Here is a 20,821-nt window from a genome sequence, read left to right as displayed (position 1 = left end):
GACCGTGCCCGCGGATAGAATCGCTGAGGGGGTATAGATATGTCGGACACCCGGTTCGGCGTGCAGTTCGTGCTCACGTCCATCCGCAAGCTGTGGTGGGTGGCTCTCGTGGCCGCGGTCCTCGGCGCCGGAGGCGCCTTCGCCTCCTCGGCCATGCAGACGCCGCTGTTCCGCGCGACCACATCGCTGATCTTCGCGCTCAACCAGGGCGACAGCGCGATCGACCTCAACCAGGGGTCGGCGTACACCCAGAGCCAGATGCTGTCTTTCGCGCAGCTGGTGCCGAGTTCCCGCGTCCTCGACCCCGTGATCGACGAACTGGATCTCGATACGACGCCGGCAGAGCTCGCCCGCTCCATCGAGGTGACGATCCCGCAGAGCACCGTAACGCTGCGGATCACCGCCATCACCGCTGATCCCGAACGCTCCGCGGAGCTCGCGAACGCCGTCGCGAAGCACCTCATCGAGGTCGTCCAGGAGGTCGCGCCCAAGGACTCCTCCGGCGCGCCGAGCATCACGGCCGACGTCTTCGACGACGCGGTGCCGCCGCTGTACCAGTTCACCCCGAACAAGTCCCGCGATGCGCTGCTCGGGGGTCTGCTGGGCGGGCTGGTCGGGCTCGCCGCCCTCCTCTTCGTCGGACTGGTCGACACGCGGGTCCGCAACGACGAGACCCTCGCCAGGGTCGGAGGGGCGCCGGTCCTCGGCGTCGTGACGAAGTCGCCTCTGCTCTCCTCGCGCGGCATCGCCGTCGCGCAGGAGAGCCTCGGCCACACCGCCGAGGAGTTCCGCCGCATCCAGTCCGCCCTCACCTACGCCAACGTCAGCGCCCGCGTCCGCGTGCTGCTCGTCACGTCCGGCGCTCCCGGCGAGGGCAAGTCGACCGTCGCCGTGAATCTCGCGATGACGCTGGCGGCCGCCGAGAAGTCGGTGCTCCTCATCGATGCCGATCTGAGACGACCGAGGGCGCACGAGCACGCAGGGATCGATGGGAGCATCGGCCTCACGGGCGTGCTCCTGAACGAGGTCGACATGGAGATCGCCAAGAAGCGCATCGCGGGCACCGATCTGGACGTCCTGCCCTCGGGGACCGTCCCGCCGAACCCGGCCGAGATCCTGACGTCCACGCCGATGGTCGAGCTGATCGAATGGGCGTCGGATGCCTACGACTTCGTCGTGATCGACTCGCCGCCGATCCTCAGCGTGGCGGATGCGAACCTGCTGTCCCCGCTGGTGGACGGCGTGATCCTGGTCGTCGACGCGACGAGGACGAGGAGCGCCACGCTCGCGAGGAGCGTGAAGTCGCTGGAGTCGGGCGGCGCACGGATCCTGGGCACGGTGCTCAACCGGGCCCGCCGGGATCGCAGGGAGAGCGCCTACTACAGCGAATGATCCGTCCCGCTCACGACGACGACGATCGCCGCGGTGAGCGGCGGGACTGCGCCCCGCAGCGGGCCGCTACACTCATGCCTATGACGTTCAGGGGAGCGGTCTTCGCCGCCAAGGCGAGCACGGTGAGAGCGGGCGCCGGTCGATTCCATCGCGAGCTCCTGGCGAACGAGCGGCTCGCGCCGGAGGCGATGCGCGCGGTGCAGGACGATCTGGCACGGGACATCGTGCGATTCGCGATGCGCAGCTCGCCCTACTACGCGCGCACGTTCACTGCCCTCGGGATCGACCCCGAGAAGCTCTCCGATCCCGAGGAGTGGGCGAGGCTGCCCATCCTCGACCGCGCCACGATCAAGGAGCACAGCGCCGACTTCCCGACGCCGGAGGCGACGGGAAGGAACATCCGCCCCGCGCTCACGGGCGGAAGCACCGGAGAGCCGCTGCGGACGATGCACGATGCACGAGTGCCCGCGCTCGCCCTGAGCTGGCGGATGTACTCCTGGTGGGGCGTCCAGCCCTACGACGACCTCGCCAGGATCGGCCGATGGAACTTCGGCCGTGCGGATGCCCTGAAGAATGGGCTCTCCTGGTGGCCGACGCGTCAGGTCTACCTCGACGCCGGGATGATCTCCGCGGAGACGATGACGACCTTCCAGCGGTCGCTGTCCCGGGTCCGCCCGCGGCTGATCGAGGGATATGTCGGAGCCATGCTGGAGTTCGCGGACTTCCTGGAGCGCCGCAGGCTGACCGTGCCAGAGCCTCTGGCCGTGGCGACGACGGCGGCCCCCCTCACAGCATCCGCGCGTGCGAGGCTCGAGGAGACCTTCGGCGCGCCGGTGTACGACGAGTACCGCGGCTCCGAGTTCGGCTGGATGGCGGGAGAGTGCGAGCGCCGCGACGGGCTGCACGTCTTCTCCGACGTCCGCCGTGTCGAGGTGGTCGACGAGAACGGCGCGCCGGCCGCCCCGGGGGAGCTGGGCGATCTCGTCATCACGGATCTGCGCAACCGGGTGTTCCCGCTCATCCGCTACCGCACCGGCGACCGCGGCATCCTGCGCGCGGAGCCCTGCGCATGCGGACGATCACTGCCTCTGATGGAGCAGCCGCAGGGGCGCACCACGGATCTCATCCGGCTGCCCAGCGGAGCCGTGCTCGCCCACCGGCTCATGGGCATGTTCGGCAGCCACCCGGAGGCCGTTCGCCTCTTCCAGATCCACCAGCAGGCGGACTACTCGATCATCATCCGGGTGGTCCTCGGCGGCGGCGCGAACGCCCGCGCCCACGTGGACGACGCCGTGAGCTCCTTGCGCGACCGGATCGCTCACGAGGTCCCGGTGACCGTCGAGCCCGTCGACGCGCTGCCCTATACCGGCGGGAAGATCAAGTACGTCATCAGCGACGTCGTCGTCCCCGATGCGGGCGGCGACCACCGCCAGCCCTGACTCCGCGACGCCGCAAGGGACTGCGGAGGAGACGGCGGCGGCGTCCCGGAGACGGTCCGCGTCCCGTCAGAGCTCCCCCGGCCGCATCGCCTCCGCGTCGATCGCGCGGATGATGCGCACCGTCGCGGTGTCCGGCTTCGGCTCGGCCGCTGCGGCCGCCGTATCCGGGCGCCTGCGCGGCCTGCGCGGCGCGTAGACGACCAGCGAGTGGAACAGGAACCGGGCGAAGAAGGCGACGACGAGCGAGATCGCAGTCGCGACGACGCTGGAGATGTGCCAGCTCTCGACCATGAGAGCCATGATCGGGATGCGCAGCGCCGCCTCGACGTTGTTGAACGCGAAGGAGGTGGCGAAGCGCACCCACCCCCCGCGCGCGTCCGATCGCATGTCCGCGAAGACGAAGCGCTCCTGCAGCAGGAAATTCCCGATGATCGTCGTCTCCGCGCCGATGATCGCCGCCCAGACGTACGGCATCCCCATCGAGGTGAGCAGCCACATGATGCCGAGGTTCGCGACGGCGCCGAGGATGCCGATGGCCGCGAACAGCGACATCTTTCCGAAGCGGAGCCGGGCGAGATGGGCGACGAAGGTCGCCCCCTGACGCAGCGTCGCCTTCGATGTGCCGTGACGGCGCTCCGCGAACTCCATCGGAACCTCTGCGATGCGCACGTCGGAGCGTGCGAGGATCTCGAGCAGGATCTTGAAACCCTGCGGCTTGAGCTCGGCGAGGTCCAGGCGGCTGCGGTCGACGAGGAAGAAGCCGGTCATCGGATCGGTGCTGCGGGCGAGCCGACGGGGGAACATCCCCTTCGTGAGGAGCGTGGCGGCCCGGGAGAGGCCGAAGCGCATCGCGGTGCCGAGCCCCTGCGAATCCCCTCCTCCGATGTAGCGCGAAGCCGCGACGACGTCGGCATCGCTCTCGGCATGACGATCGAGCATGATCGGGATCAGCTCGGGGGGATGCTGCAGATCGCCGTCCATCACGACGCAGAGGTCGGCATCCGCCTCCGCGAGCCCGAGCACGACCGCCCCGCCGAGCCCTCCCGTGTTCTGCTCGCGGTGGATCACGCGCACAGGGAGGGGCGCCGCGGACGCGATCCTGCGCACTTCGGATGCCGTGCCGTCGCTGCTGTCGTCGATGAACAGGATCTCGGCTGCGCGCCCGTCGAGCGCTGCAGCGATGCGGGCCACCAGCTCGACGACATTGTCGCGTTCGTTGAAGGTCGGGACGATGACGGTGACGTCGAGTGCCACGTGTCTCCCTCCCCTCACGTCGGATGCCGGCATCCATCGTTTCACGTCCGGCTATGCGTCCGCGCCACGCCTGCCTGCAGAGCGCCCAGCGCCCGCCCCCCTTCCCGTGCCTCCGAAATGCTTCCGTGCATGGGACATGCTTCCCGTGCGTGGGAAGCATGTCCCGGAAGATGCGAGCACACCGCTCGCCCGGTCGCAGGTTCCCGGACGCCGCTCACCACGTGTCCCAGAAGCTGCGGGAACATGACCCGAACGGCCACGAACTCCTGGACACGGAGCGTACGACGCAGAGAGCACGGGCCGCGCGGCGCAGAAGAGGGGAGGCACGGGCGCGAGTCCCGGATCAGGTGCGCTGCGGCATCGGAGGCGCTAGACTCATCGGATACGGCTGTGGGAGCCGTAGACGGCCGTGGGGGCCGTCCTTCTGGGGAAATCTACTGATCTGGGGAGATCATGGGGACGCGTATCGGCTATGCCGCTGGGGCTTTCGACCTGTTCCATGTCGGGCATCTGAACCTTCTGCGCCACGCGAAATCGCAGTGCGATGTGCTCATCGCCGGCGTCGTGAGCGACGAGATGCTGCGCGAGGTGAAGGGCATCGAGCCCGTCATCCCGACGACGGAGCGCGTCGAGATCGTGCGCCACATCTCGTTCGTCGACCACGTGCACGTCGAGACGACGCCGTCCAAGATGGATGCCTGGCGCGACGTGCACTTCACGCACTTCTTCAAGGGCGACGACTGGCGCGGCACCGAGAAGGGCCTGCGCCTGGAGCGCGAGTTCGCCGAGGTCGGCGTCGAGGTCGTGTACTTCCCGTACACCGCCCACACCTCGAGCTCCTCGCTGCGCCGCGCCCTCGACGCGATCACCGCCGGCGCGGCCACGGGCGGGCTGGTCTCGCAGGGCTGAGAGGTTCGCGGGCCCTCGTCGGTTCTGCCCTGCCCGCCGAGGACCCGCGGTGCGGGATGCCGGTGATGAACGGCCCCGCGATCATGCCCGCATCCGGTCGTTTCGCCCGAGGCCGGAAGGGGCATGAGGTATCACCCGGTCAGGAGTCCGGGGCGTTGACGCCGAGCAGGCTCCGCGCCATCTGCGCGACTCGGGGCGGCGTGTGCGGCCCCAGCCAGATCGTCCACTGCTCGGGCGGCTCGCTGCACGTCCACTCCACGCACCACGCGTGCACCGCCATGGCGAGGCGCTCGCCGCGCACGCGCGCCTGCGTGCCGTCGCCGCGCAGGAGCCATCGCACCGAGACGCCATCCGGAACGTCGAGGTGGCGGATCTGAATGCGCGCGGCCGCCTCGAGCAGCACCGTCCCCTGCGCATCCCAGGGCAGGCGCAGACAGATGCTGCGGATGGCCGGGAGGTCATGCGAGTCGCCGGCGATCAGCACCGGGCCGTCGAGGCCTTCCCAGTCCGGATCATCGATATGCTCACATGCAGAAGTCACGTCTCAACTATAGGTAAGGCTTACCTTAGTTGCAATGCCCTCTTGTCTCCGGGCGTTTACGCTGGAGCAATGACCGCCTCTCCCGCATCCGACAGCATCACGATGTTCGGCGCCGACTGGTGCCGCGACTGCATCCGCACCAAGAAGCAGCTCGACGAGCTCGGCGTCGCCTACACCTACGTCGATCTCGTGGCCGACCCCGCCGCCGCCGACGTCGCGAAGGAGATCTCCGGGCGCACGAACATCCCCGTCGTCGTCTATCCGGACGCGTCTCACCATGTCGAGCCGTCGAACGACGACGTCGAGGCGAAGCTCCGCGAGCTGTCGCTGATCTGACGGGCAGTACACTGGCGCGATGAGCCACGCCGCGGAGCCGGCCGCATCCGTCCGCCTGAAGCCCCGCACGGTCGCGGACTACGCGATCGGCTCGCTCGGCACCGGAGGCTATGCCACGCTGCCCGGGCTCGTACTGACCTACTTTCTCACCGACAACCTGGGCGTCGCCGCTCTCGGAGCCGGCCTTATCGTGACGGCCGCCAAAGTCTGGGACGTCGTCATCGACCCGATCATTGGGGTCGCCTCCGACCGGCAGCTGGCGCGCACCGGTTCCCGGCGCGGCTTCATGCTCGCCGGCGCCCTGACGCTGCCGGTCTTCTTCGCGCTCACCTTCGCCGTGCCGCCGTCCTGGGGGCCGGTCGCCGGCGCGGTCGCCGTGCTGCTGGCCTTCCTCGCGACCGCGACGGCGTTCAGCCTGTTCCAGGTGCCGTACATCGCCCTTCCCGCGGAGCTCACCGACGGCTATGACGAGCGCACCCGCCTGCTCGGCTGGCGGGTCGTCGTGCTGACAGCGGCGATCCTGCTCTTCGGAGCCGGAGGGCCGATGCTGCGCCGCGCGACCGGAGACCCGGGCAGCGGATACCTGCTCATGGGGGTCGCCGCCGGGGTCGTCATCGGCATCGGGATGCTGGTGGCGACCCGCACCGCTCCGCGACGCTCCGAGGGCTCCCCGCGGGCGGCGGATCCCGTGGCGGATGCTCCGGCTCCGGCCACCTCGGCTCCGGCTGCCCCGGTGGCCGAGGTGTCCGCCATCGTCGCGAGGGGCATCCGCGCGCAGTACGCAGCCGGATTCGCGGCGCTGCGCAGGAGCGCGCCGTTCCGTGCACTCCTTGCGACCTTCGTCCTGCAGGCCCTCGCCACCGGCACGATGCTCGCCGGCGCGCAGTACGTCGCCACCTGGGTGCTGCACTCCGAGTCAGCGGTCGAGATCCTCTTCGCCGCCCTCGTCGCCCCGGCCCTCATCGCGACGCCGGGGTGGACGGCCATCGCCCGCCGCATCGGCAAGGAGCGCTCCTTCCGCTTCGCCAGCATCCTCTTCCTCGTGGCCGCCGCCTCCCTCGCCGTCGCGATCTGGGCTCCCGGCGCGTGGATCTACGGATCCGTCGCCGTGGCCGGCGTCGCTTATGCGGGCCTGCAGTCCCTGCCGATGGCGATGCTCCCCGACGTGATCTCGCACGACGAGCGCGCCACCGGCCCCGGCGGGGCGGGCGCCTTCACCGGCATCTGGACGGCCGGCGAGACCGTCGGCTTCGCCCTGGGCGCGACGGCGGTGTCGCTCATGCTCGCCGCGACCGGGTACGTGTCGAGCGTCGCCGGCGCCGCGGCGGCGCAGCCCGAGGCGGCCGTCACCGGGATCGTGGTCGGCTTCAGCATCCTGCCCGCCGCCCTCATGGCGCTGAGCCTCGTCCCCCTCGCCCGCTACCGGCTCCGCAAGGCGGACATCGACCTCTGACCCCCTCTGCTCTGCCCTCTGCCCTCCCCTGCTCTGCCCTCTGCTCTCCGCTCCGTCCCGCTCTGCTCGCGCTGTCTCCTCCACCCCGCGCACATGGCCCGGTCTCGCGCTGCCCATCCTCGTCTCGCGCTGCCCATCCTCGTCCCGCGCTGCAAGGAAGGCCGCAGCGCGGGTCCGAAACAGCCGCGCGACTCGCGCTACCTGGGCCGACCTCGCATTCCTTGCGCGATCTCCCACCCTGCGCTGCGCGCGCTGCCCATCCCGGTCTCGCGCTGCCCTTCCCGTCCCGCGCTGCTCATCCCGGTCTCGCGCCAATCATCCGCATCCCGCGCTGCCCTTCCCCGTCCCGCGCTGCCCATCCCCGTCCCGCGCTACCAATCCCCGTCCCGCGCTACCAATCCCCGTCCCGCGCTGCCCTTCCCGTCCCGCGCTACGAAGATAGCCGCAGCGCCAACTCGGATCAGCCGCGCGACTCGGATTTCGACAGCGCGGCCAGGCCGATCGACGTAGGCTGGGATCCCGCCCGAAGGAGACGCCGATGACCTCCGCGACCGCATCCACCGCTCCCCCGAAGAAGAACGCCGTGGCGCCCGCCGCCTCCGACGAGGAGAGGGCCGCCCTCGACGCGACCATCCGTGAGCTCGCCGAGGGCTCGCGCACCTGGTCGCGTCTCTCCCTCGCACAGCGCGTCACGCTGCTGCGTGCGGTGCGCCGGAGCGTCGCCGCCTCCGCGGAGGACTGGGCGCTGAGCGCCGCCCGATCCAAAGGACTGGGTGGAAGCCACCCGCTGCGCGGCGAGGAATGGCTCAGCGGCCCCTACAGCACTCTCGGCGCCCTGGATGCCTACATCGAGACGCTCTCCCGGCTGGCGGAGGGACGCAATCCGCTGGAGGGCGTCCGCATCGACAGGGCGCCGGGCGGACGCATCCGCGTGCACGCCTTCCCTCTGACAGGCATCGACTCTCTTCTGCTCTCCGGCTTCACGGGCGAGGTCTGGCTGGAGCCGGGCATCACCCCGCGACGGGCGCGCGCCGCGGCCGGCCTCGCGCAGCGCACCCCCGGTGAGCCCGGCGGCGTCGGACTCGTCCTCGGCGCCGGCAATGTCACCGCGATCCCCGTGCTGGACGTGCTCTACGAGCTGCTCGCGCACAATCGCGTCGCCCTGCTGAAGGTGAACCCGACGCAGGACGCCCTCGTCCCGATCTACCAGCGCGCCCTCGCGCCGCTCATCGAGCCGGGATTCGTGCGGATCGTCCGCGGCGGGCCGGCGACCGGGGCCTACCTCACCGCGCACAAGAGCCTGGCCCATGTCCACATCACAGGGTCCGCGGCCACCTTCGACGCGATCGCCTGGGGAGCGCCGGGCGCCGCGCAGACCACACGCCGCAGACGGGAGGATCGGCCTCTGCTCAAGAAGCCGATCACCGCGGAGCTCGGCGGCGTGTCCCCCATCATCGTCGTCCCCGGGGAGTGGACGGATGCCGATCTCACCTTCCAGGCCGAGCACATCGCGACGATGCGCCTGCAGAACTGCGGCCACAACTGCATCGCTGGCCAGGTCGTCATCGTTTCCGGCGACTGGCCCCAGCGCGCGCAGTTCCTCGCGGCGCTGCGGCGGGCGTACGCGAACGCTCCGGAGCGGCCGATCTGGTACCCCGGTTCGGATGCCCGGATCCAGCGCGCCGCCGCCGACTATCCTGATGCTCTCGCGCTCGGAGACCGGCTGCTCGTCGAGATCGACGGCGACGCCGACGCCACGGCCCTGGAGCGCACCGAGTACTTCGCGCCGGTGCTCGGCGTCGTCGACGTCCCCGGGACGGGGCAGGCGTTCCTGGATGCCGCGGTCGCGCACGCGAACGATCGCCTGCAGGGCACTCTCGGCGCGAATCTGCTCATCGATCCCGTCACCCAGAAGCGGCTCGGATCCGGATTCGAGCGCGCTCTGACGGAGCTGCGCTACGGGTCGATCGCGGTGAACGCGTGGACGGCGTTCGGGTTCATCACGCCCACGCTCACCTGGGGCGCCTTCCCCGGCGGCACCGTGCAGGACGTCGGCAGCGGGATCGGTGTCGTGCACAATGCGCTGCTGCTGGACGGGGTCGAGCGCTCGGTCGTGCGCGGACCGTTCCGCCCGTTCCCGCGCTGGGTCCCCGGCGCGCTGTCGCGCCAGGGCGATCGCTTCACGATCCTGCCGAAGCCGCCGTGGTTCGTCTCCGCCCGCACCGGCGCACAGGTCAGCGAGGGCTTGACGCGCTTCCGCGCCACCGGTCGGATCCCCGGGCTGCTCCGCACGCTCCTCCAGGCGCTGCGCGCCTGAGCTGCGGCTCCCGCTTCGTCCCCGCTCGTTGCGCGAGGACGATGCGGCCGTCCTCGTCCCGCACGTTGAGCGAGGACGGCGAAGCCGACCGAGTCGAAACGCCGTTTGCGACGAACCCCGTTTCGACTCGCCTCCGGCTCGCTCAACGAACGGAAGAGAAAGCCGGCTCGCTCAACGAACGGGAAAGGAAGCCAGCTCGCTCAACGAACGGAAGAGGAAGCCGACTCGCCCGACGAACCAGAGAACGCCACACTCCCCGCACGTTGCGAGAGGACGAACGGGGTCCCTCCCCCCGCACGTTGAGCGAGGACGGCGCAGCCGACCGAGTCGAAACGCCGTTTGCGACGAACCCCGTTTCGACTCGCCTCCGGCTCGCTCAACGAACGGGAAAGGAAGCCAGCTCGCTCAACGAACGGAAGAGGAAGCCGACTCGCCCGACGAACGGGAAAGGATGCCGGCCCGCCCGACGAACGGGAAAGGAAGCCGGCCCGCCCGACGAACGGAGACGGAACGGGAGAGAGCCCGGTCACCGAGCGGCGAAGCGATCCGTCGCGGCGCGCAGCGCCGCCTGGATCCCCGGCTCGGACGCCGCGTGCCCGGCGTCGTCCACGACGATGAACTCCGCCTCCGGCCACGCCTTGTGCAGATCCCACGCCGTCATCATCGGCGTGCAGACGTCGTATCGGCCCTGCACGATCACGGCGGGGATGTGACGGATGGCGTCCACCCCCTCGATGAGCTGGCCTTCCCGCAGCCACCCGCGATTCACGAAGAAGTGGTTCTCGATACGGGCGAAGGCGAGCGCCGCCTCCGGCTCGGTCATGCCGGCCACGACCGCGGCGTCGGGTCGCAGTGTGATCGTGGACGCCTCCCAGGTCGTCCACGCGATCGCCGCGGGCAGATGCACGGCAGGATCGGGATCGAACAGACGCCGGTGGTACGCCTCCAGCATCCGATTGCGCTCGAGCACGGGGATCGGAGCGATGAACCCCTCCCAGAGATCGGGGAACAGGGCGGACGCCCCGCCCTCGTAGAACCACTCCAGCTCCTCGCGGCGCAACGTGAAGATGCCGCGCAGCACGAGCTCGCCGACGGCGTCGGGATGCGCCTGCGCGTAGGCGAGGGCGAGGGCGCTGCCCCATGACCCTCCGAAGACCTGCCAGCTCTCGATCCCGAGGTTCTTGCGCAGCAGCTCGATGTCGGCGATGAGGTGCGCCGTGGTGTTGAAGCGCAGATCCGCGTCGGGGGCGCTCACATGCGGGAGGCTCCTGCCGCAGCCGCGCTGGTCGAACAGCACGATGCGGTACTTGTCCGGATCGAAGAAGCGCCGGTGCCAGGCAGACGTCCCCCCTCCGGGCCCCCCGTGCAGGAACACGACCGGCTTGCCGTCCGGGTTGCCGCTGACCTCCCACGCGATACGCTGGCCGTCGCCTGCGATCAGCATCCCACCGTCATAAGGCTCTATCTCGGGATAGAGAGCATCCAGATCCATCTTCGACCCCCGTACGAAGCATCCATCATTCTGGGATCCACGCTACCGTGCGCGACCCCGTCCCCCGCGCACCGTGCGGGTCAGGAAACGTCCTCGATCGGCACCGATGCGGCGAACGTGTCGCAGACGCCGAGGCCGTTCTGGTATCCGTTCGCGAACCAGTACCTCCGGTTCTCGCTGGATCCGTGCGTGAACGACTCCGGGTTCGAGAACCCGGACATCTCCTGGATGTGGTCGTCGCCGACGACGAGCGCGGCGTTCAGGGCGTCCTCCAGCTGCGTGTTCGTCGGCTTCTCGAGATACGGATTGCCCGCCGCATCCGTCTGCTCGGTGAAGTCGCCGATCCAGGCGCCCGCGTAGCAGTCCGCCTGCAGCTCCGTGCGCACGCCGCTGCTGCCCGGCCCCGTGCCGTTGTCCGGGTGATCGCCCATCACGCCGGTGATGTTCTGGATGTGGTGTCCCCACTCGTGACCGACGATGTACAGCTGGGCGAGGTTGCCCGCCGAGGCGCCGAACTGCTGCTGCATGACCTGGAAGAAGGTCGGGTCGATGTACACGCCCTGCTCGGGCGGGCAGTAGAAGGGCCCGACGGCGTTGGACGCCGTGCCGCACTGCGTGGAGGTCGACCCGTCGACGATCGTGAGCGTCGGAGCGACATAGCCGTCGACGTGATCCGCCCAGTACGCGTCCAGAGCGACCTGGGAGCCGGCCATGCGGCAGTCGACGTCCGCGTTCGCGTCGGCACCCGTATCGCACTGCTCAAGACCCGGGTCGCTCGTGCTGGTGCCGGTGGGCGCGCTGCCGGTCGTTCCGCCGCCGAGCAGACCGGAGAGATCGAGCTCTCCGCCGGACAGCAGGCTCACCACGAGCACGACGATCGCGCCGAGTCCCACGGCGCCGCCGCCGACCGCGGCGGCGGTCCTGCCGCGCCGCCGCGTGGAATGCCCGGAGATGTCGGCATCGGGATTGAACGTCATGGAACCGAGGGTAGCGCGCGTAGGCTCGGTGCATGGCGACCACGATCACGATCACGGGTGCGGGAGGGCAGATCGGCTACGCGCTGCTGTTCCGCATCGCCGCCGGCGACCTGCTGGGTCCGGACGAGAAGGTGCGGCTGCGGCTGTTGGAGATCCCCCAGGGTCTCAAGGCGGCGGAGGGCGCGGCGCTCGAGCTGCAGGACGGCGCCTTCGGGCTGCTCGAGGACGTCGAGGTGACGGATGCCGCCGCAAAGGCCTTCGACGGCTGCGACCTCGCACTGCTCGTCGGCGCGCGGCCCAGGGGACCGGGCATGGAGCGCGGCGACCTCCTCGCCGCCAATGCGGGGATCTTCGGCCCGCAGGGCGCGGCGATCGCCGCGAACGCGGCACAGGGCGTCCGCGTGACGGTGGTCGGGAACCCTGCGAACACGAACGCGCTGATCGCGGCGGCGGCGGCCGACGGGGTCCCCGCCGAGCGCTTCACCGCGCTGACCCGCCTCGACGAGAACCGCGCCAGGGCTCAGCTGTCTCTGGCGCTGGATGCCCCGGTTGAGAGCATCCGCCGCGTCCCGATCTGGGGCAATCACTCCGCGACGCAGTTCCCCGACATCTCGCATGCGACCGTCGACGGAAGACCGGTGCGGGATGCTCTCGCCGAGCGCGTCGGCGCCGTCACGGCCTGGCTGGAGGACACGTTCATCCCCCGGGTCGCGAAGCGCGGCGCGGAGATCATCGACGTCCGCGGCTCCTCCTCGGTCGCGTCCGCGGCGAACGCCGTCATCGACCACGTGCGCGACTGGGTGCACGGGACGGACGACTGGACGAGCGCGGGCGTCATCTCGCACGGCGAGTACGGGGTGCCCGAAGGCCTCGTCTCGTCCTTCCCCGTGCAGTCTGTCGACGGCGAGTGGAGGATCGTCGAAGGCCTCGAGCTGGACGCGTGGGCGCGGGCGCGGATCGACGCCTCGGTCGCCGAGCTCGTCGAGGAGCGGGAGACGGTTCGCGCTCTCGGGCTGCTCTGAGCAGTGGCGGGGAATCACCGGGCAGGGCAGAATGGTCCCTGGAGGTGCGCCGATGAGCGATTCGACCGACCTGACGACAGGGGCCGTGCAGATCGATGACGCCCTCACGAGCCCCGTGCACCTGCCGCATGCGGCGGCGGAGTGCCCGAAGTGCTTCACCGAGCTTCAGCGGAACCGTGATTTCTGGTCCGCCCGACCGGACGGCTCCCGCCTGGTCGGACTCGTCGTGGCGCGCGAGGGCATGCCTCCCGTCGTGAAGCAGCGGGATGACCTCACCCGGTTCGGAGTCCCCATCGAGGGGTTCCGGCATCCGGCCCCCGAGATCCTGGAGAGCTGGAACGACCGGCTCGCGCGCTTCATCTCGACACTGCACAAGGGCGATGTGCTCGTCGTCGCCAACGCGCACGCTCTCGGCCGCGACCGCGACGAGGAGACCCGCACGATCACGGAACTGCGACAGCGCGGCATCATGGTGAAGGTCCTCAGTCAGGACTCCCGCCACCTCGCCGACGCCGGCCGCTGAGTCCGGGGCCGATCAGGCGTACGCCCTCGCGGTCCTTCCGCGTGCGGCTGCGAGCGAGACGATCCGCTCGACACGATCTCGCGGCACCGCGACGAGCGGATAGGCGTCCGAGTCCTCTTCGAGGTAGACCAGGCCCAGCCCGTATGGGGCGAGCATCCGGACAGCGACGTCGACGGCGGACTCGAGATCGCCGTCGACGTCTCCCACCGGTTCGAGGTCGACGCCGGTGGCGAAGATCCGCGGCAGCTGAGCCAGGGCGTCGGACAGCTCGATCCCCGAGTCCGTCCGATCCAGATAGGCGAGCGCCCCGGCGTCGTCGAGCCCGTCGAGCATCACGATCCACGGATCGTCGCCGTCCTCGGCCTCGGCGGCGGAACGGACAGCGGCGGCGAGCTCGGCGTCCTCATCGAGCAGCGCGCACAGCACGATCCAATCCTCGGTCGCGCCCTCCCCGTCAGTCGCCATCCGGATCGCTCTGATTCCGCAGCACCTCGTCGTCCAGGAGAGGAAGGTCGGCACGGGTCACGACCTGCGAGGTCACGGCGTACTCGACGAGGCGGGCGCGACGGTTGGTCGCCAGCTTGCCCGGCCCGCCGCGAAGCCCCTGCACCCCCATGCGGTCGAGCTTGTCGCAGACGTTGTCGAGTTTGCGGTTGAACTTGCTCATCGTCCAGCCCAGACGCCGGGCCGCGTCGCTCGAGGACGGCAGCTCGTTCATGCTCACGCCCTCGCGCCGCAGCATGGGCTCCGCGAGGGCGACCATGAGCTGCTTCTGCAGGGGCGTGAAACTCGCCGGCATGACCGTGGTCTCGCCGCTCATCGACATCTCCACCTGGCGGGAGACCTCGTAGGGGGCCTCCTCGGTGTGCAGACTCAGCTCGTAGGTGACGGGGCCGGCGGTGAACACGATCACATTCCGCTCGAACACGAGCGGCATCCGCGCGCCGGGCGACAGCCAGGACTGCACCGCGCCTCCGGCGCTCGAGACCGTCGCCGCCAGGCGCACGCCCACGTTCGCCAGCCACCAGAGGCCGTCGCGATGCTGCAGCTCCAGGAAATGGCGGTGCAGATAGGGGTTGTCGTCGATCTCGAGATCGCCCTCCCGCCCGATGATGAACGGCCGATCGGGGTTCAGGTCATGCCATTCTCCGGCGAACTCGAGACGGAGCGGCGCAGCCTTCTTCGCCTCCGACCCCGTCGTGCCCTCGTCGAGTTCCGCTGCTGGATTCCGATCAGTCACGTAACGACCCCCTCGGCACACCATCCTGCCACGACGGGACGACGGACGCGCGCTCGGAATCGTCGCCGGGCGCGGTTCCTCAGCGATCAGGGCCGCTCGCAGACGGCGCAGGCACGGCGCCGCCGTCAATGACCGATGACGCCCTGGATGTCGACGGCGACCTGGATCGACGCGATCGTCTCGCGCTTGTGCAGGTTCTCCACCTTCGCCTGCCCGCCCAGCGACAGCAGCGGCACGAAGATGAAGGACTGCTCATAGGGCAGCTCGCCGTGCACGGCCACCGCCTCGGGGAAGAGATCCCAGTTCAGCGTGCGCGAGAGATGTGCTGCGCCGCCCCTGCGCACGAGGTTGAGGAATGTCCTCAGCTCTCCCAGGCCGCGCGTGCGCCCCTCACGGAACAGGATTCCGATCACACCAGCACTGGGCTCCCAGGTGATCAGGTCACCCATTCCTGTGACCATGATCGGAATGGCGATGCCGTCGCCCTGCGTCTTGCCGATGCAGTCGCCGACCTCGGCCTCGTACAGCTTCGGGTCGATGACCCTGAGGAAGCCTTCACCGAAGGTTCCATAGCCGTACTGCTCCCAGATCTCGACGAGCTCGTCCGGGACCCGACCCCGGTACTCCTCGACGATCTCCGCGGGAACGGGCGCGTGCGGGACGAAATCTGCGATCTCAACCATGCTTCCCAACCTATCGGAGGACGACGTTGATGCCGACGTTGCTGAGGTCGACACCGGGGTTCGCGTTCACGAAGTCGATGATGGCACGGTCGATGTCGCCCACTCGCGACTGCCACTGCGAGCCCAGCGACGAGTTGATCCGACTGTCGCCGACGCCGGAGATGTCCGTGACGTCGCCGCCTGCGATCCCGTCAAGCCGGTGCGTGGCGGCCTGTCCTTTGAGCCATTCGGCAGCGATATCGGACGCGTCGTCATAGCTCAGGTCGCCGTCGGCGTCGAGCAGCTCATTGATCCGGTTGTCCAGCGCCGCGTCTCGCGCGTTCTGCTGAGCCCGCAACGAGTCGGGCGTGCGACCGTTCTCGAGGTACTCGATCCGGTTGCGCAGCCAGTCCGCGGCCGACATGCTCTGCAGCGTCTCCATCTGCTCGTTGTACTGCCGGTTGTACTCCGCGGAATCGTGCCTGCTGTTCTTCTTGAAGCGCTTGAGGCTCACATCGATGTCGGTGTCGAACCTGTCGGTCCCCCTGACCCGGGTGACGACGGTGTCGAGGTGGTCGTTCATGTTGTCGGTGAGCTGGTGCAGTCGATCCCTGGCCCGGGCTCCCCCCTTGAGCGCCGCATCCTTCAGCTCTCGGATGATCGGCTTGATCGCGCTCATCAGTCGTCTCCCCCGAAGTCGAGTGCGGAGAACTCCGCGAAGAAGTTCGTCGTCAGCGTCTGGATGTCCGCACCATGCAGCTTCATCGTGGACTGCGCCTCCTCCAGTGCTGCGAGGTCGGCCTGGAACTCGTCCGAGTCCCCGATGGCGCCCTCCACCATCGGGGCGTCCAGGATCGCGTCGATCACCGCGGGAAGCTGCTCGGCAAGAGGCTCGATCGCCATCGGAGCGAGCTGGTTGATCAGCTGCTCCACGACGATGTCCACCGCCGCGTTCAGCAGCTTCTTCTTGATCAGCAGCATCGGACCGGCGCCCACCGCGCTGATCGGATTCGTCAGCATCGCCACCAAAGTGATCAGCGTGGACGTCACATCCACGATCACCTTCATCTTCAGACCAAAGATCGCATCGGCGCCGACATCCATCGCCGTCGACGCCGGCGGCATGATGTCCACCAGCTTCTGCAGATTCTGGGAACGATTGGCGTTCCATGCTCCGAGAGTCGCCGGCCCTGTCTGCCCCTTCAGCGCGCCTGCGAGGTCGCCGTTGACCTTGCGGTCGACGGCCTGGATCACCGTCTCCAGATCCGACCCGAAGTTCCGCACCAGAGTGGCGCCCTTGCGGACCTCGTCCTCATCGATGTCCGGCCACTCGAAACCGAGCTTCTCCATCACCCACACGAGCTCATTCGGCAACATCATTCCCACAGGACCCACCTCCTGCGAAGACTGTACGATCCCGAGCAGGATCGCACCATGGGTAGCGCTTCCCACCGGCGGACGTCCTGGTCACCCCGCTCACTCCCCCGGCACGTCGATCTCGACGCTGACGAAGCGCGTCTCCGGAATCGGCTCGACCTCGACCTTCGCACCGTCGAGAGCGCCGGGTTCGAGGTCGAAGCGCGACTCGATCCCGGCGCCGTCGAGGGCGCGCAGCTCACCGGCCTCCCCCGCCGGCGCGAGGAACCGCATGTCGCCGGGCTTCTCGCCGTACGCGGTCGGGCTGCTCTGCCCGATCGCGTTCTCGAACAGCTCGTCGACCAGCTGCTCGGCGATCTTCTTCGGGATGCCCTTGACCTCGCCGAGGAGATCCTTCGGGATGTCGCGGACGCCCTGGCCCACGGCTCCGCCGAGATCGCGCACGAGGTTGTAGTCCGGGTTCGAATGCCGCGGCGTGCGCCCGAGCGCATCGATCCCCCTGGACACGTCCTCGAGGATCGAGTAGTCCTTCGCGTGCGACGCCGGGCGTCGCTCCGCACGATGCCGCGGCGTCTGCGCCGCTCCTCGTCTGTCGAGTCCGCGGATCGCGTCGGCATCCGCCCGATGCCTGCCGCCGCGCTTGCGGAACGCGCCGGCGAACCCCTGTTTGAACTCGCGTCCGGCGCCGTCGACGGCGTCCACGATGTCGCGCATCAGCTTCTTCAACGACATTCCTCAGTCCCCCGTGATCTGCAGATTGGCCAGGTCGGCGAGCAGCCGGTCGGTGAGGTCCTCGACGTCCGCCGCGTGGGCGTCCATGTCCTCCGCGGCCTGGTCGAGAGCCTCGAGATCGGCGAAGAAGTCGTCCACGTCGCCGACGGTCCCCTCCACGACCGGCGAGTCGAGCAGCGCGGCGACGAGCACGGGGACCTGGTTCGCCAGCGGCTCGACGGCGAGCGGGAGGACCTCGTCGAGGACCTTCTCCAGCGTCAGCTCCATCGCGATGGAGAAGAGCTTCTTGCGCGCGAGGATCAGCAGTGCGGCGCCTCCGGCGCCGAGAGGTCCGGCGGCGAGCAGCGGGATCAGCTGGATCAGGGTCGCGGTGATCTCGACGATCACCTTGATCTTGAGGGCGAGGACGATCTCGGCGGCGATGTCGATGCCGACCGCCGCCGGCCCGAGCAGATCGAGCAGCTGCTGCACGTTCTCGGAGCGGTTCCGGTTCCACCCGTTCACGTGCGCGGCGCCCGCCTGGCCCTGCAGCGCTGCCGCGATCTCGCCGTTGATGCGCCGATCGGCGGTCTGGACCAGGGTCTCCATGTCGTCGCGGTAGCCGCGCACGTAGACGGCGGCCTTGCGGACCTCGTCCTCGTCGATGTCGGGCCAGTCCAGGCCCAGCTTGTCCATGACCCAGATGAGCTCGTCCGGGAGCATCATTCCCATGTCGTCCACCTCCGGCGACGACGCTACCCAGCACCGGCCGGGCAGACCATGGGGAGATCAGCCCATGCGGCGGCGAAGCAACGCTGAACGGCTCATCCGCCCAGGTTCGCGCGCTCGATCGCAGCGTAGAGCCGATCCGCCTCGAGGCGCTGCTCAGCCACGGTGGTCACGCTCGCGGGATCGACCGGCTCGAACGTCTCCACCACGCCGGTGATCGCCTCCGGCGTCATCCGATAGGCGGAGAGGCCCCTGCCCTGATCGCGCGCCATGCCGCTCGGCCAGACATCCGGCTGCGCCCCGGCGACGCCGATGCGCCAGCCGAGGGGCTCCAGGACGTCGCGCACCCGGCAGAGCGCCTCGAACGCATCATCCGCCCTCGCCTCGACCGCTTCGAACGCATCGGACGCGATCGAGACGACCCAGAGCCTGTCGTCCCGCCGCCAGGACACGGTCGCCGGGTGCACGGCGCCGGACTGCGCCACCCGGATGCGCTGCGGGCTGGGGATCATGCGTTCGCGATGTCTTCGGGCTGGATGACGATCGAGACGACGGAACCGGGATTGAGGACGATCCGCACGGCGTCCGGCAGCGAAGCGGCCAGCTCGGCACCGGGGACGGCCCGATGCTCCGCGTAGCCGGACTCCGCCGCCTTGTCCGGATCCGTGTAGGCGTACACGACCTGTCCGCCGTCGGCGGCGGGGGCGAGGAAGAACCCGCCCTCCGGCCTGCTGAACACGATGACGTCGGCCGCAGCGAACTCCCTGTGGAACTGCTCGGCTGAGACGTACCCCGAGAGCAGCAGCTGCAGAATGCGCTCCAGCGGGGACGCGGGCGCAGCCCAGCCCCGCGCTTGCGGCGTCGGCGCATAGCGCGGATTCGGCGTGAACTCCGCGCTCAGTTCGCCGTTCTCATCCGAGTGCCATGCGCCGATGACGCCTTCGGGCGGCACGGACGACGATCCGTCGAATCCGCTGTCGATCGCGTACACCCACGACCCCGGGTTGGCCTTCGCCTCCGCGCGGAGCTCGTCGGTGACGGGCGGTGCAGCAGGGGTCGTCATATTCGAGTCTTCGGCTTCCATGTCGGTTCGATCACTTCCCCCCACTGTAGTTCGGGTTGGGGACCCAGTCGCCCAGCCCGCCGCCAGGAAGAACCGGGTGCGCTCCGACCACGTTCTCGGCAGGCACCCCGCCCTGGAACGCGATCTCGAACTCCGGCGCCGCCGAGCTCGGGTTGTACGGGCCGTTGGGCATCGTCGCGTCGACGTCGATGCCTCCGGGCGCGTCGACCGTGTAGCGGTAGTCCGAGCCCCAACGCTGATAGAGGTTCGGATCCTTGGTCGTGCTGACGAAGTTGGACGGCGCATTGGTCCGGACGAAGTTGTCGAGGTCGTTGTTCGAGGGATCCCTCACCTGGAAGCCGTCCTGGAAGATCTCGGACGGCGGTCTGTCGTCCGATCGGTACAGCGGCTGGGAAGTGGTGCGGTCCACCCGCGTCGTGACGTTGCCGGTCAACGCAGGCTGATCGAAGTGGTCCTGACCCTTGACCTTCTTCACGACGTCGTCGACGTGGTTCGAGAGGTTGTCGGCGACCTGGTGCAGCTTGTCCTTCGCGTGGGCGAAGCCCTTCAGCACCGACTGCTTGACCTCTCGGATGATCGGCTTGATCGCGCTCATCAGTCGTCTCCCCCGAAGTCGAGTGCGGAGAACTCCGCGAAGAAGTTCGTCGTCAGCGTCTGGATGTCCGCACCATGCAGCTTCAAGGTGGACTGGGCGCTCTCCAGCGCCGCAAGATCCGCCTGGAACTCGTCCGAGTCGCCCACGGCGCCCTCCACGAGAGGCGCATCGAGGATCGCATCGATCACCGCGGGAAGCTGCTCCGCCATCGGCTCGATCAGCATCGGCGCCAGCTGATTCAGCAGCTGCTCCACGACGATGTCCACCGCCGCGTTCAGCAGCTTCTTCTTGATCAGCAGCATCGGACCGGCGCCCACCGCGCTGATCGGATTCGTCAGCATCGCCACCAGCGTGACCAGCGTCGTCGTCACATCGACGATGACCTTCATCTTCAGACCGAAGATCGCATCGGCGCCGATGTCCATCGCCGTCGACGCCGGCGGCATGATGTCCACCAGCTTCTGCAGATTCTGAGAGCGGTTCGCATTCCAGGCGCTCAAGGTCGCCGGGCCGGTCTTCCCCTTCAGCGCACCGCCCAGATCCGTGTTGATCTGACGGTCGACGGCCTGGATCACCGTCTCCAGATCCGACCCGAAGTTCCGCACCAGAGTGGCGCCCTTGCGGACCTCGTCCTCATCGATGTCCGGCCACTCGAAACCGAGCTTCTCCATCACCCACACGAGCTCATTCGGCAACATCATTCCCACAGCGCAACCTCCATAGAAGACTCTAAGGGCCGCGATCGATCGATCGCGATGGGGAGAACCA

The 20,821-nt window shown here is 69.0% G+C and carries 23 protein-coding genes; 8 read left to right on the top strand and 15 right to left on the bottom strand.

All coding sequences use genetic code 11. The features are described 5' to 3' along the window. Positions 1 to 39 precede the first annotated feature (39 nt). On the top strand, positions 40 to 1,392 hold the full coding sequence (locus ACYVGQ_RS07145) for a tyrosine-protein kinase domain-containing protein (protein ID WP_460783880.1): 1,353 nt from the start codon (positions 40 to 42) through the stop codon (positions 1,390 to 1,392). 80 nt (positions 1,393 to 1,472) lie between these two features. After that, positions 1,473 to 2,831 carry a phenylacetate--CoA ligase family protein gene (locus ACYVGQ_RS07140; protein ID WP_460783879.1) on the top strand — a complete coding sequence of 453 codons (1,359 nt, stop codon included), beginning with the start codon at positions 1,473 to 1,475 and terminating at the stop codon, positions 2,829 to 2,831. A 66-nt stretch (positions 2,832 to 2,897) separates the two neighbouring features. Here the strand turns inward: ACYVGQ_RS07140 and ACYVGQ_RS07135 are convergent, their stop codons facing one another. Beyond that, the gene (locus ACYVGQ_RS07135) at positions 2,898 to 4,118 is read right to left on the bottom strand and encodes a glycosyltransferase (protein ID WP_460783878.1); all 1,221 of its coding nucleotides are present in this window, start codon (positions 4,116 to 4,118) and stop codon (positions 2,898 to 2,900) included. 420 nt (positions 4,119 to 4,538) lie between these two features. On the opposite strand from ACYVGQ_RS07135, the gene ACYVGQ_RS07130 reads away from it, so the two are divergent. Beyond that, the gene (locus ACYVGQ_RS07130) at positions 4,539 to 4,994 is read left to right on the top strand and encodes an adenylyltransferase/cytidyltransferase family protein (RefSeq protein ID WP_460783877.1); all 456 of its coding nucleotides are present in this window, start codon (positions 4,539 to 4,541) and stop codon (positions 4,992 to 4,994) included. 139 nt (positions 4,995 to 5,133) lie between these two features. On the opposite strand, the gene ACYVGQ_RS07125 is transcribed toward ACYVGQ_RS07130, so the two are convergent. Further along, positions 5,134 to 5,535: an SIP domain-containing protein gene (locus tag ACYVGQ_RS07125; protein ID WP_460783876.1), complete on the bottom strand. Its 402-nt coding sequence runs from the start codon at positions 5,533 to 5,535 to the stop codon at positions 5,134 to 5,136. 69 nt (positions 5,536 to 5,604) lie between these two features. Between ACYVGQ_RS07125 and ACYVGQ_RS07120 the strand changes: the two genes are divergently transcribed. The 3 genes from ACYVGQ_RS07120 (at position 5,605) to ACYVGQ_RS07110 (ending at position 9,641) form a co-directional block, all read left to right on the top strand. Next, entirely contained in the window at positions 5,605 to 5,871 is a 267-nt protein-coding gene (locus ACYVGQ_RS07120) for a glutaredoxin family protein (protein WP_460783875.1), read from the top strand. Between the two features lie 19 nt (positions 5,872 to 5,890). Beyond that, positions 5,891 to 7,324, top strand: a complete 1,434-nt coding sequence (locus ACYVGQ_RS07115; RefSeq protein ID WP_460783874.1) for an MFS transporter — start codon at positions 5,891 to 5,893, stop codon at positions 7,322 to 7,324. A 538-nt stretch (positions 7,325 to 7,862) separates the two neighbouring features. Further along, a complete protein-coding gene (locus tag ACYVGQ_RS07110) occupies positions 7,863 to 9,641 on the top strand; it encodes an aldehyde dehydrogenase family protein (protein ID WP_460783873.1) in 1,779 nt (592 codons plus the stop codon). A gap of 526 nt (positions 9,642 to 10,167) precedes the next feature. Here the strand turns inward: ACYVGQ_RS07110 and pip are convergent. Continuing rightward, on the bottom strand, positions 10,168 to 11,133 hold the full coding sequence (gene pip, locus ACYVGQ_RS07105; RefSeq protein WP_460783872.1) for a prolyl aminopeptidase: 966 nt from the start codon (positions 11,131 to 11,133) through the stop codon (positions 10,168 to 10,170). 80 nt (positions 11,134 to 11,213) lie between these two features. Further along, the gene (locus tag ACYVGQ_RS07100) at positions 11,214 to 12,110 is read right to left on the bottom strand and encodes a neutral zinc metallopeptidase (RefSeq protein ID WP_460783870.1); all 897 of its coding nucleotides are present in this window, start codon (positions 12,108 to 12,110) and stop codon (positions 11,214 to 11,216) included. A 32-nt stretch (positions 12,111 to 12,142) separates the two neighbouring features. Between ACYVGQ_RS07100 and ACYVGQ_RS07095 the strand changes: the two genes are divergently transcribed. Both ACYVGQ_RS07095 and ACYVGQ_RS07090 read left to right on the top strand, forming a co-directional pair. After that, the gene (locus ACYVGQ_RS07095; protein WP_460783869.1) at positions 12,143 to 13,132 is read left to right on the top strand and encodes a malate dehydrogenase; all 990 of its coding nucleotides are present in this window, start codon (positions 12,143 to 12,145) and stop codon (positions 13,130 to 13,132) included. A 52-nt stretch (positions 13,133 to 13,184) separates the two neighbouring features. Then, positions 13,185 to 13,655: a recombinase family protein gene (locus ACYVGQ_RS07090; protein ID WP_460783868.1), complete on the top strand. Its 471-nt coding sequence runs from the start codon at positions 13,185 to 13,187 to the stop codon at positions 13,653 to 13,655. A 12-nt stretch (positions 13,656 to 13,667) separates the two neighbouring features. Here ACYVGQ_RS07090 and ACYVGQ_RS07085 read toward each other — a convergent pair whose 3' ends face one another. The 11 genes from ACYVGQ_RS07085 to ACYVGQ_RS07035 form a co-directional block, all read right to left on the bottom strand. Beyond that, a complete protein-coding gene (locus ACYVGQ_RS07085; RefSeq protein WP_460783867.1) occupies positions 13,668 to 14,120 on the bottom strand; it encodes a DUF6630 family protein in 453 nt (150 codons plus the stop codon). After that, the gene (locus ACYVGQ_RS07080) at positions 14,110 to 14,895 is read right to left on the bottom strand and encodes an FHA domain-containing protein (protein ID WP_460783866.1); all 786 of its coding nucleotides are present in this window, start codon (positions 14,893 to 14,895) and stop codon (positions 14,110 to 14,112) included. The genes ACYVGQ_RS07085 and ACYVGQ_RS07080 overlap by 11 nt, the downstream gene beginning before the upstream one ends. 125 nt (positions 14,896 to 15,020) lie before the next feature. Beyond that, on the bottom strand, positions 15,021 to 15,578 hold the full coding sequence (locus ACYVGQ_RS07075) for a GAD-like domain-containing protein (protein WP_460783865.1): 558 nt from the start codon (positions 15,576 to 15,578) through the stop codon (positions 15,021 to 15,023). A 10-nt stretch (positions 15,579 to 15,588) separates the two neighbouring features. Further along, entirely contained in the window at positions 15,589 to 16,236 is a 648-nt protein-coding gene (locus ACYVGQ_RS07070; protein ID WP_460783864.1) for a polymorphic toxin type 15 domain-containing protein, read from the bottom strand. Continuing rightward, the gene (locus ACYVGQ_RS07065) at positions 16,236 to 16,937 is read right to left on the bottom strand and encodes a WXG100-like domain-containing protein (protein WP_460783862.1); all 702 of its coding nucleotides are present in this window, start codon (positions 16,935 to 16,937) and stop codon (positions 16,236 to 16,238) included. The genes ACYVGQ_RS07070 and ACYVGQ_RS07065 overlap by 1 nt, the downstream gene beginning before the upstream one ends. A 96-nt stretch (positions 16,938 to 17,033) precedes the next feature. Next, positions 17,034 to 17,666, bottom strand: a complete 633-nt coding sequence (locus ACYVGQ_RS07060) for a hypothetical protein (protein ID WP_460783860.1) — start codon at positions 17,664 to 17,666, stop codon at positions 17,034 to 17,036. Between the two features lie 3 nt (positions 17,667 to 17,669). Beyond that, complete coding sequence (locus ACYVGQ_RS07055; protein WP_460783859.1) at positions 17,670 to 18,377, bottom strand: WXG100-like domain-containing protein; 708 nt, start codon at positions 18,375 to 18,377, stop codon at positions 17,670 to 17,672. 92 nt (positions 18,378 to 18,469) lie between these two features. Further along, complete coding sequence (locus tag ACYVGQ_RS07050) at positions 18,470 to 18,886, bottom strand: hypothetical protein (RefSeq protein ID WP_460783858.1); 417 nt, start codon at positions 18,884 to 18,886, stop codon at positions 18,470 to 18,472. Then, positions 18,883 to 19,437 carry a type VII secretion system-associated protein gene (locus ACYVGQ_RS07045; protein WP_460783857.1) on the bottom strand — a complete coding sequence of 185 codons (555 nt, stop codon included), beginning with the start codon at positions 19,435 to 19,437 and terminating at the stop codon, positions 18,883 to 18,885. The genes ACYVGQ_RS07050 and ACYVGQ_RS07045 overlap by 4 nt, the downstream gene beginning before the upstream one ends. A 31-nt stretch (positions 19,438 to 19,468) precedes the next feature. Further along, positions 19,469 to 20,053: a scabin-related ADP-ribosyltransferase gene (locus ACYVGQ_RS07040; protein ID WP_460783855.1), complete on the bottom strand. Its 585-nt coding sequence runs from the start codon at positions 20,051 to 20,053 to the stop codon at positions 19,469 to 19,471. Further along, positions 20,053 to 20,754: a WXG100-like domain-containing protein gene (locus ACYVGQ_RS07035; protein WP_460783854.1), complete on the bottom strand. Its 702-nt coding sequence runs from the start codon at positions 20,752 to 20,754 to the stop codon at positions 20,053 to 20,055. Before ACYVGQ_RS07035 ends, ACYVGQ_RS07040 begins: the two co-directional genes overlap by 1 nt. Between the last annotated feature and the right edge of the window lie 67 nt (positions 20,755 to 20,821).

Source organism: Microbacterium tumbae (assembly GCF_054780175.1).
Note: the sequence above shows the minus strand (reverse complement) of the source record. Positions and strands in the feature narration are given on the sequence as shown.

What these genes read in the sequence shown, in the direction of transcription:
- ACYVGQ_RS07145 (WP_460783880.1), top strand. Translation starts at nt 40, where the DNA reads ATGTCGGACACCCGGTTCGGCGTGCAGTTCGTGCTCACGTCCATCCGC.
- ACYVGQ_RS07140 (WP_460783879.1), top strand. Translation starts at nt 1,473, where the DNA reads ATGACGTTCAGGGGAGCGGTCTTCGCCGCCAAGGCGAGCACGGTGAGA.
- ACYVGQ_RS07135 (WP_460783878.1), bottom strand. Translation starts at nt 4,118, where the DNA reads ATGCCGGCATCCGACGTGAGGGGAGGGAGACACGTGGCACTCGACGTC.
- ACYVGQ_RS07130 (WP_460783877.1), top strand. Translation starts at nt 4,539, where the DNA reads ATGGGGACGCGTATCGGCTATGCCGCTGGGGCTTTCGACCTGTTCCAT.
- ACYVGQ_RS07120 (WP_460783875.1), top strand. Translation starts at nt 5,605, where the DNA reads ATGACCGCCTCTCCCGCATCCGACAGCATCACGATGTTCGGCGCCGAC.
- ACYVGQ_RS07115 (WP_460783874.1), top strand. Translation starts at nt 5,891, where the DNA reads ATGAGCCACGCCGCGGAGCCGGCCGCATCCGTCCGCCTGAAGCCCCGC.
- ACYVGQ_RS07110 (WP_460783873.1), top strand. Translation starts at nt 7,863, where the DNA reads ATGACCTCCGCGACCGCATCCACCGCTCCCCCGAAGAAGAACGCCGTG.
- pip (WP_460783872.1), bottom strand. Translation starts at nt 11,133, where the DNA reads ATGGATCTGGATGCTCTCTATCCCGAGATAGAGCCTTATGACGGTGGG.
- ACYVGQ_RS07100 (WP_460783870.1), bottom strand. Translation starts at nt 12,110, where the DNA reads ATGACGTTCAATCCCGATGCCGACATCTCCGGGCATTCCACGCGGCGG.
- ACYVGQ_RS07095 (WP_460783869.1), top strand. Translation starts at nt 12,143, where the DNA reads ATGGCGACCACGATCACGATCACGGGTGCGGGAGGGCAGATCGGCTAC.
- ACYVGQ_RS07090 (WP_460783868.1), top strand. Translation starts at nt 13,185, where the DNA reads ATGAGCGATTCGACCGACCTGACGACAGGGGCCGTGCAGATCGATGAC.
- ACYVGQ_RS07085 (WP_460783867.1), bottom strand. Translation starts at nt 14,120, where the DNA reads ATGGCGACTGACGGGGAGGGCGCGACCGAGGATTGGATCGTGCTGTGC.
- ACYVGQ_RS07075 (WP_460783865.1), bottom strand. Translation starts at nt 15,578, where the DNA reads ATGGTTGAGATCGCAGATTTCGTCCCGCACGCGCCCGTTCCCGCGGAG.
- ACYVGQ_RS07070 (WP_460783864.1), bottom strand. Translation starts at nt 16,236, where the DNA reads ATGAGCGCGATCAAGCCGATCATCCGAGAGCTGAAGGATGCGGCGCTC.
- ACYVGQ_RS07065 (WP_460783862.1), bottom strand. Translation starts at nt 16,937, where the DNA reads ATGATGTTGCCGAATGAGCTCGTGTGGGTGATGGAGAAGCTCGGTTTC.
- ACYVGQ_RS07060 (WP_460783860.1), bottom strand. Translation starts at nt 17,666, where the DNA reads ATGTCGTTGAAGAAGCTGATGCGCGACATCGTGGACGCCGTCGACGGC.
- ACYVGQ_RS07055 (WP_460783859.1), bottom strand. Translation starts at nt 18,377, where the DNA reads ATGGGAATGATGCTCCCGGACGAGCTCATCTGGGTCATGGACAAGCTG.
- ACYVGQ_RS07050 (WP_460783858.1), bottom strand. Translation starts at nt 18,886, where the DNA reads ATGATCCCCAGCCCGCAGCGCATCCGGGTGGCGCAGTCCGGCGCCGTG.
- ACYVGQ_RS07045 (WP_460783857.1), bottom strand. Translation starts at nt 19,437, where the DNA reads ATGACGACCCCTGCTGCACCGCCCGTCACCGACGAGCTCCGCGCGGAG.
- ACYVGQ_RS07040 (WP_460783855.1), bottom strand. Translation starts at nt 20,053, where the DNA reads ATGAGCGCGATCAAGCCGATCATCCGAGAGGTCAAGCAGTCGGTGCTG.
- ACYVGQ_RS07035 (WP_460783854.1), bottom strand. Translation starts at nt 20,754, where the DNA reads ATGATGTTGCCGAATGAGCTCGTGTGGGTGATGGAGAAGCTCGGTTTC.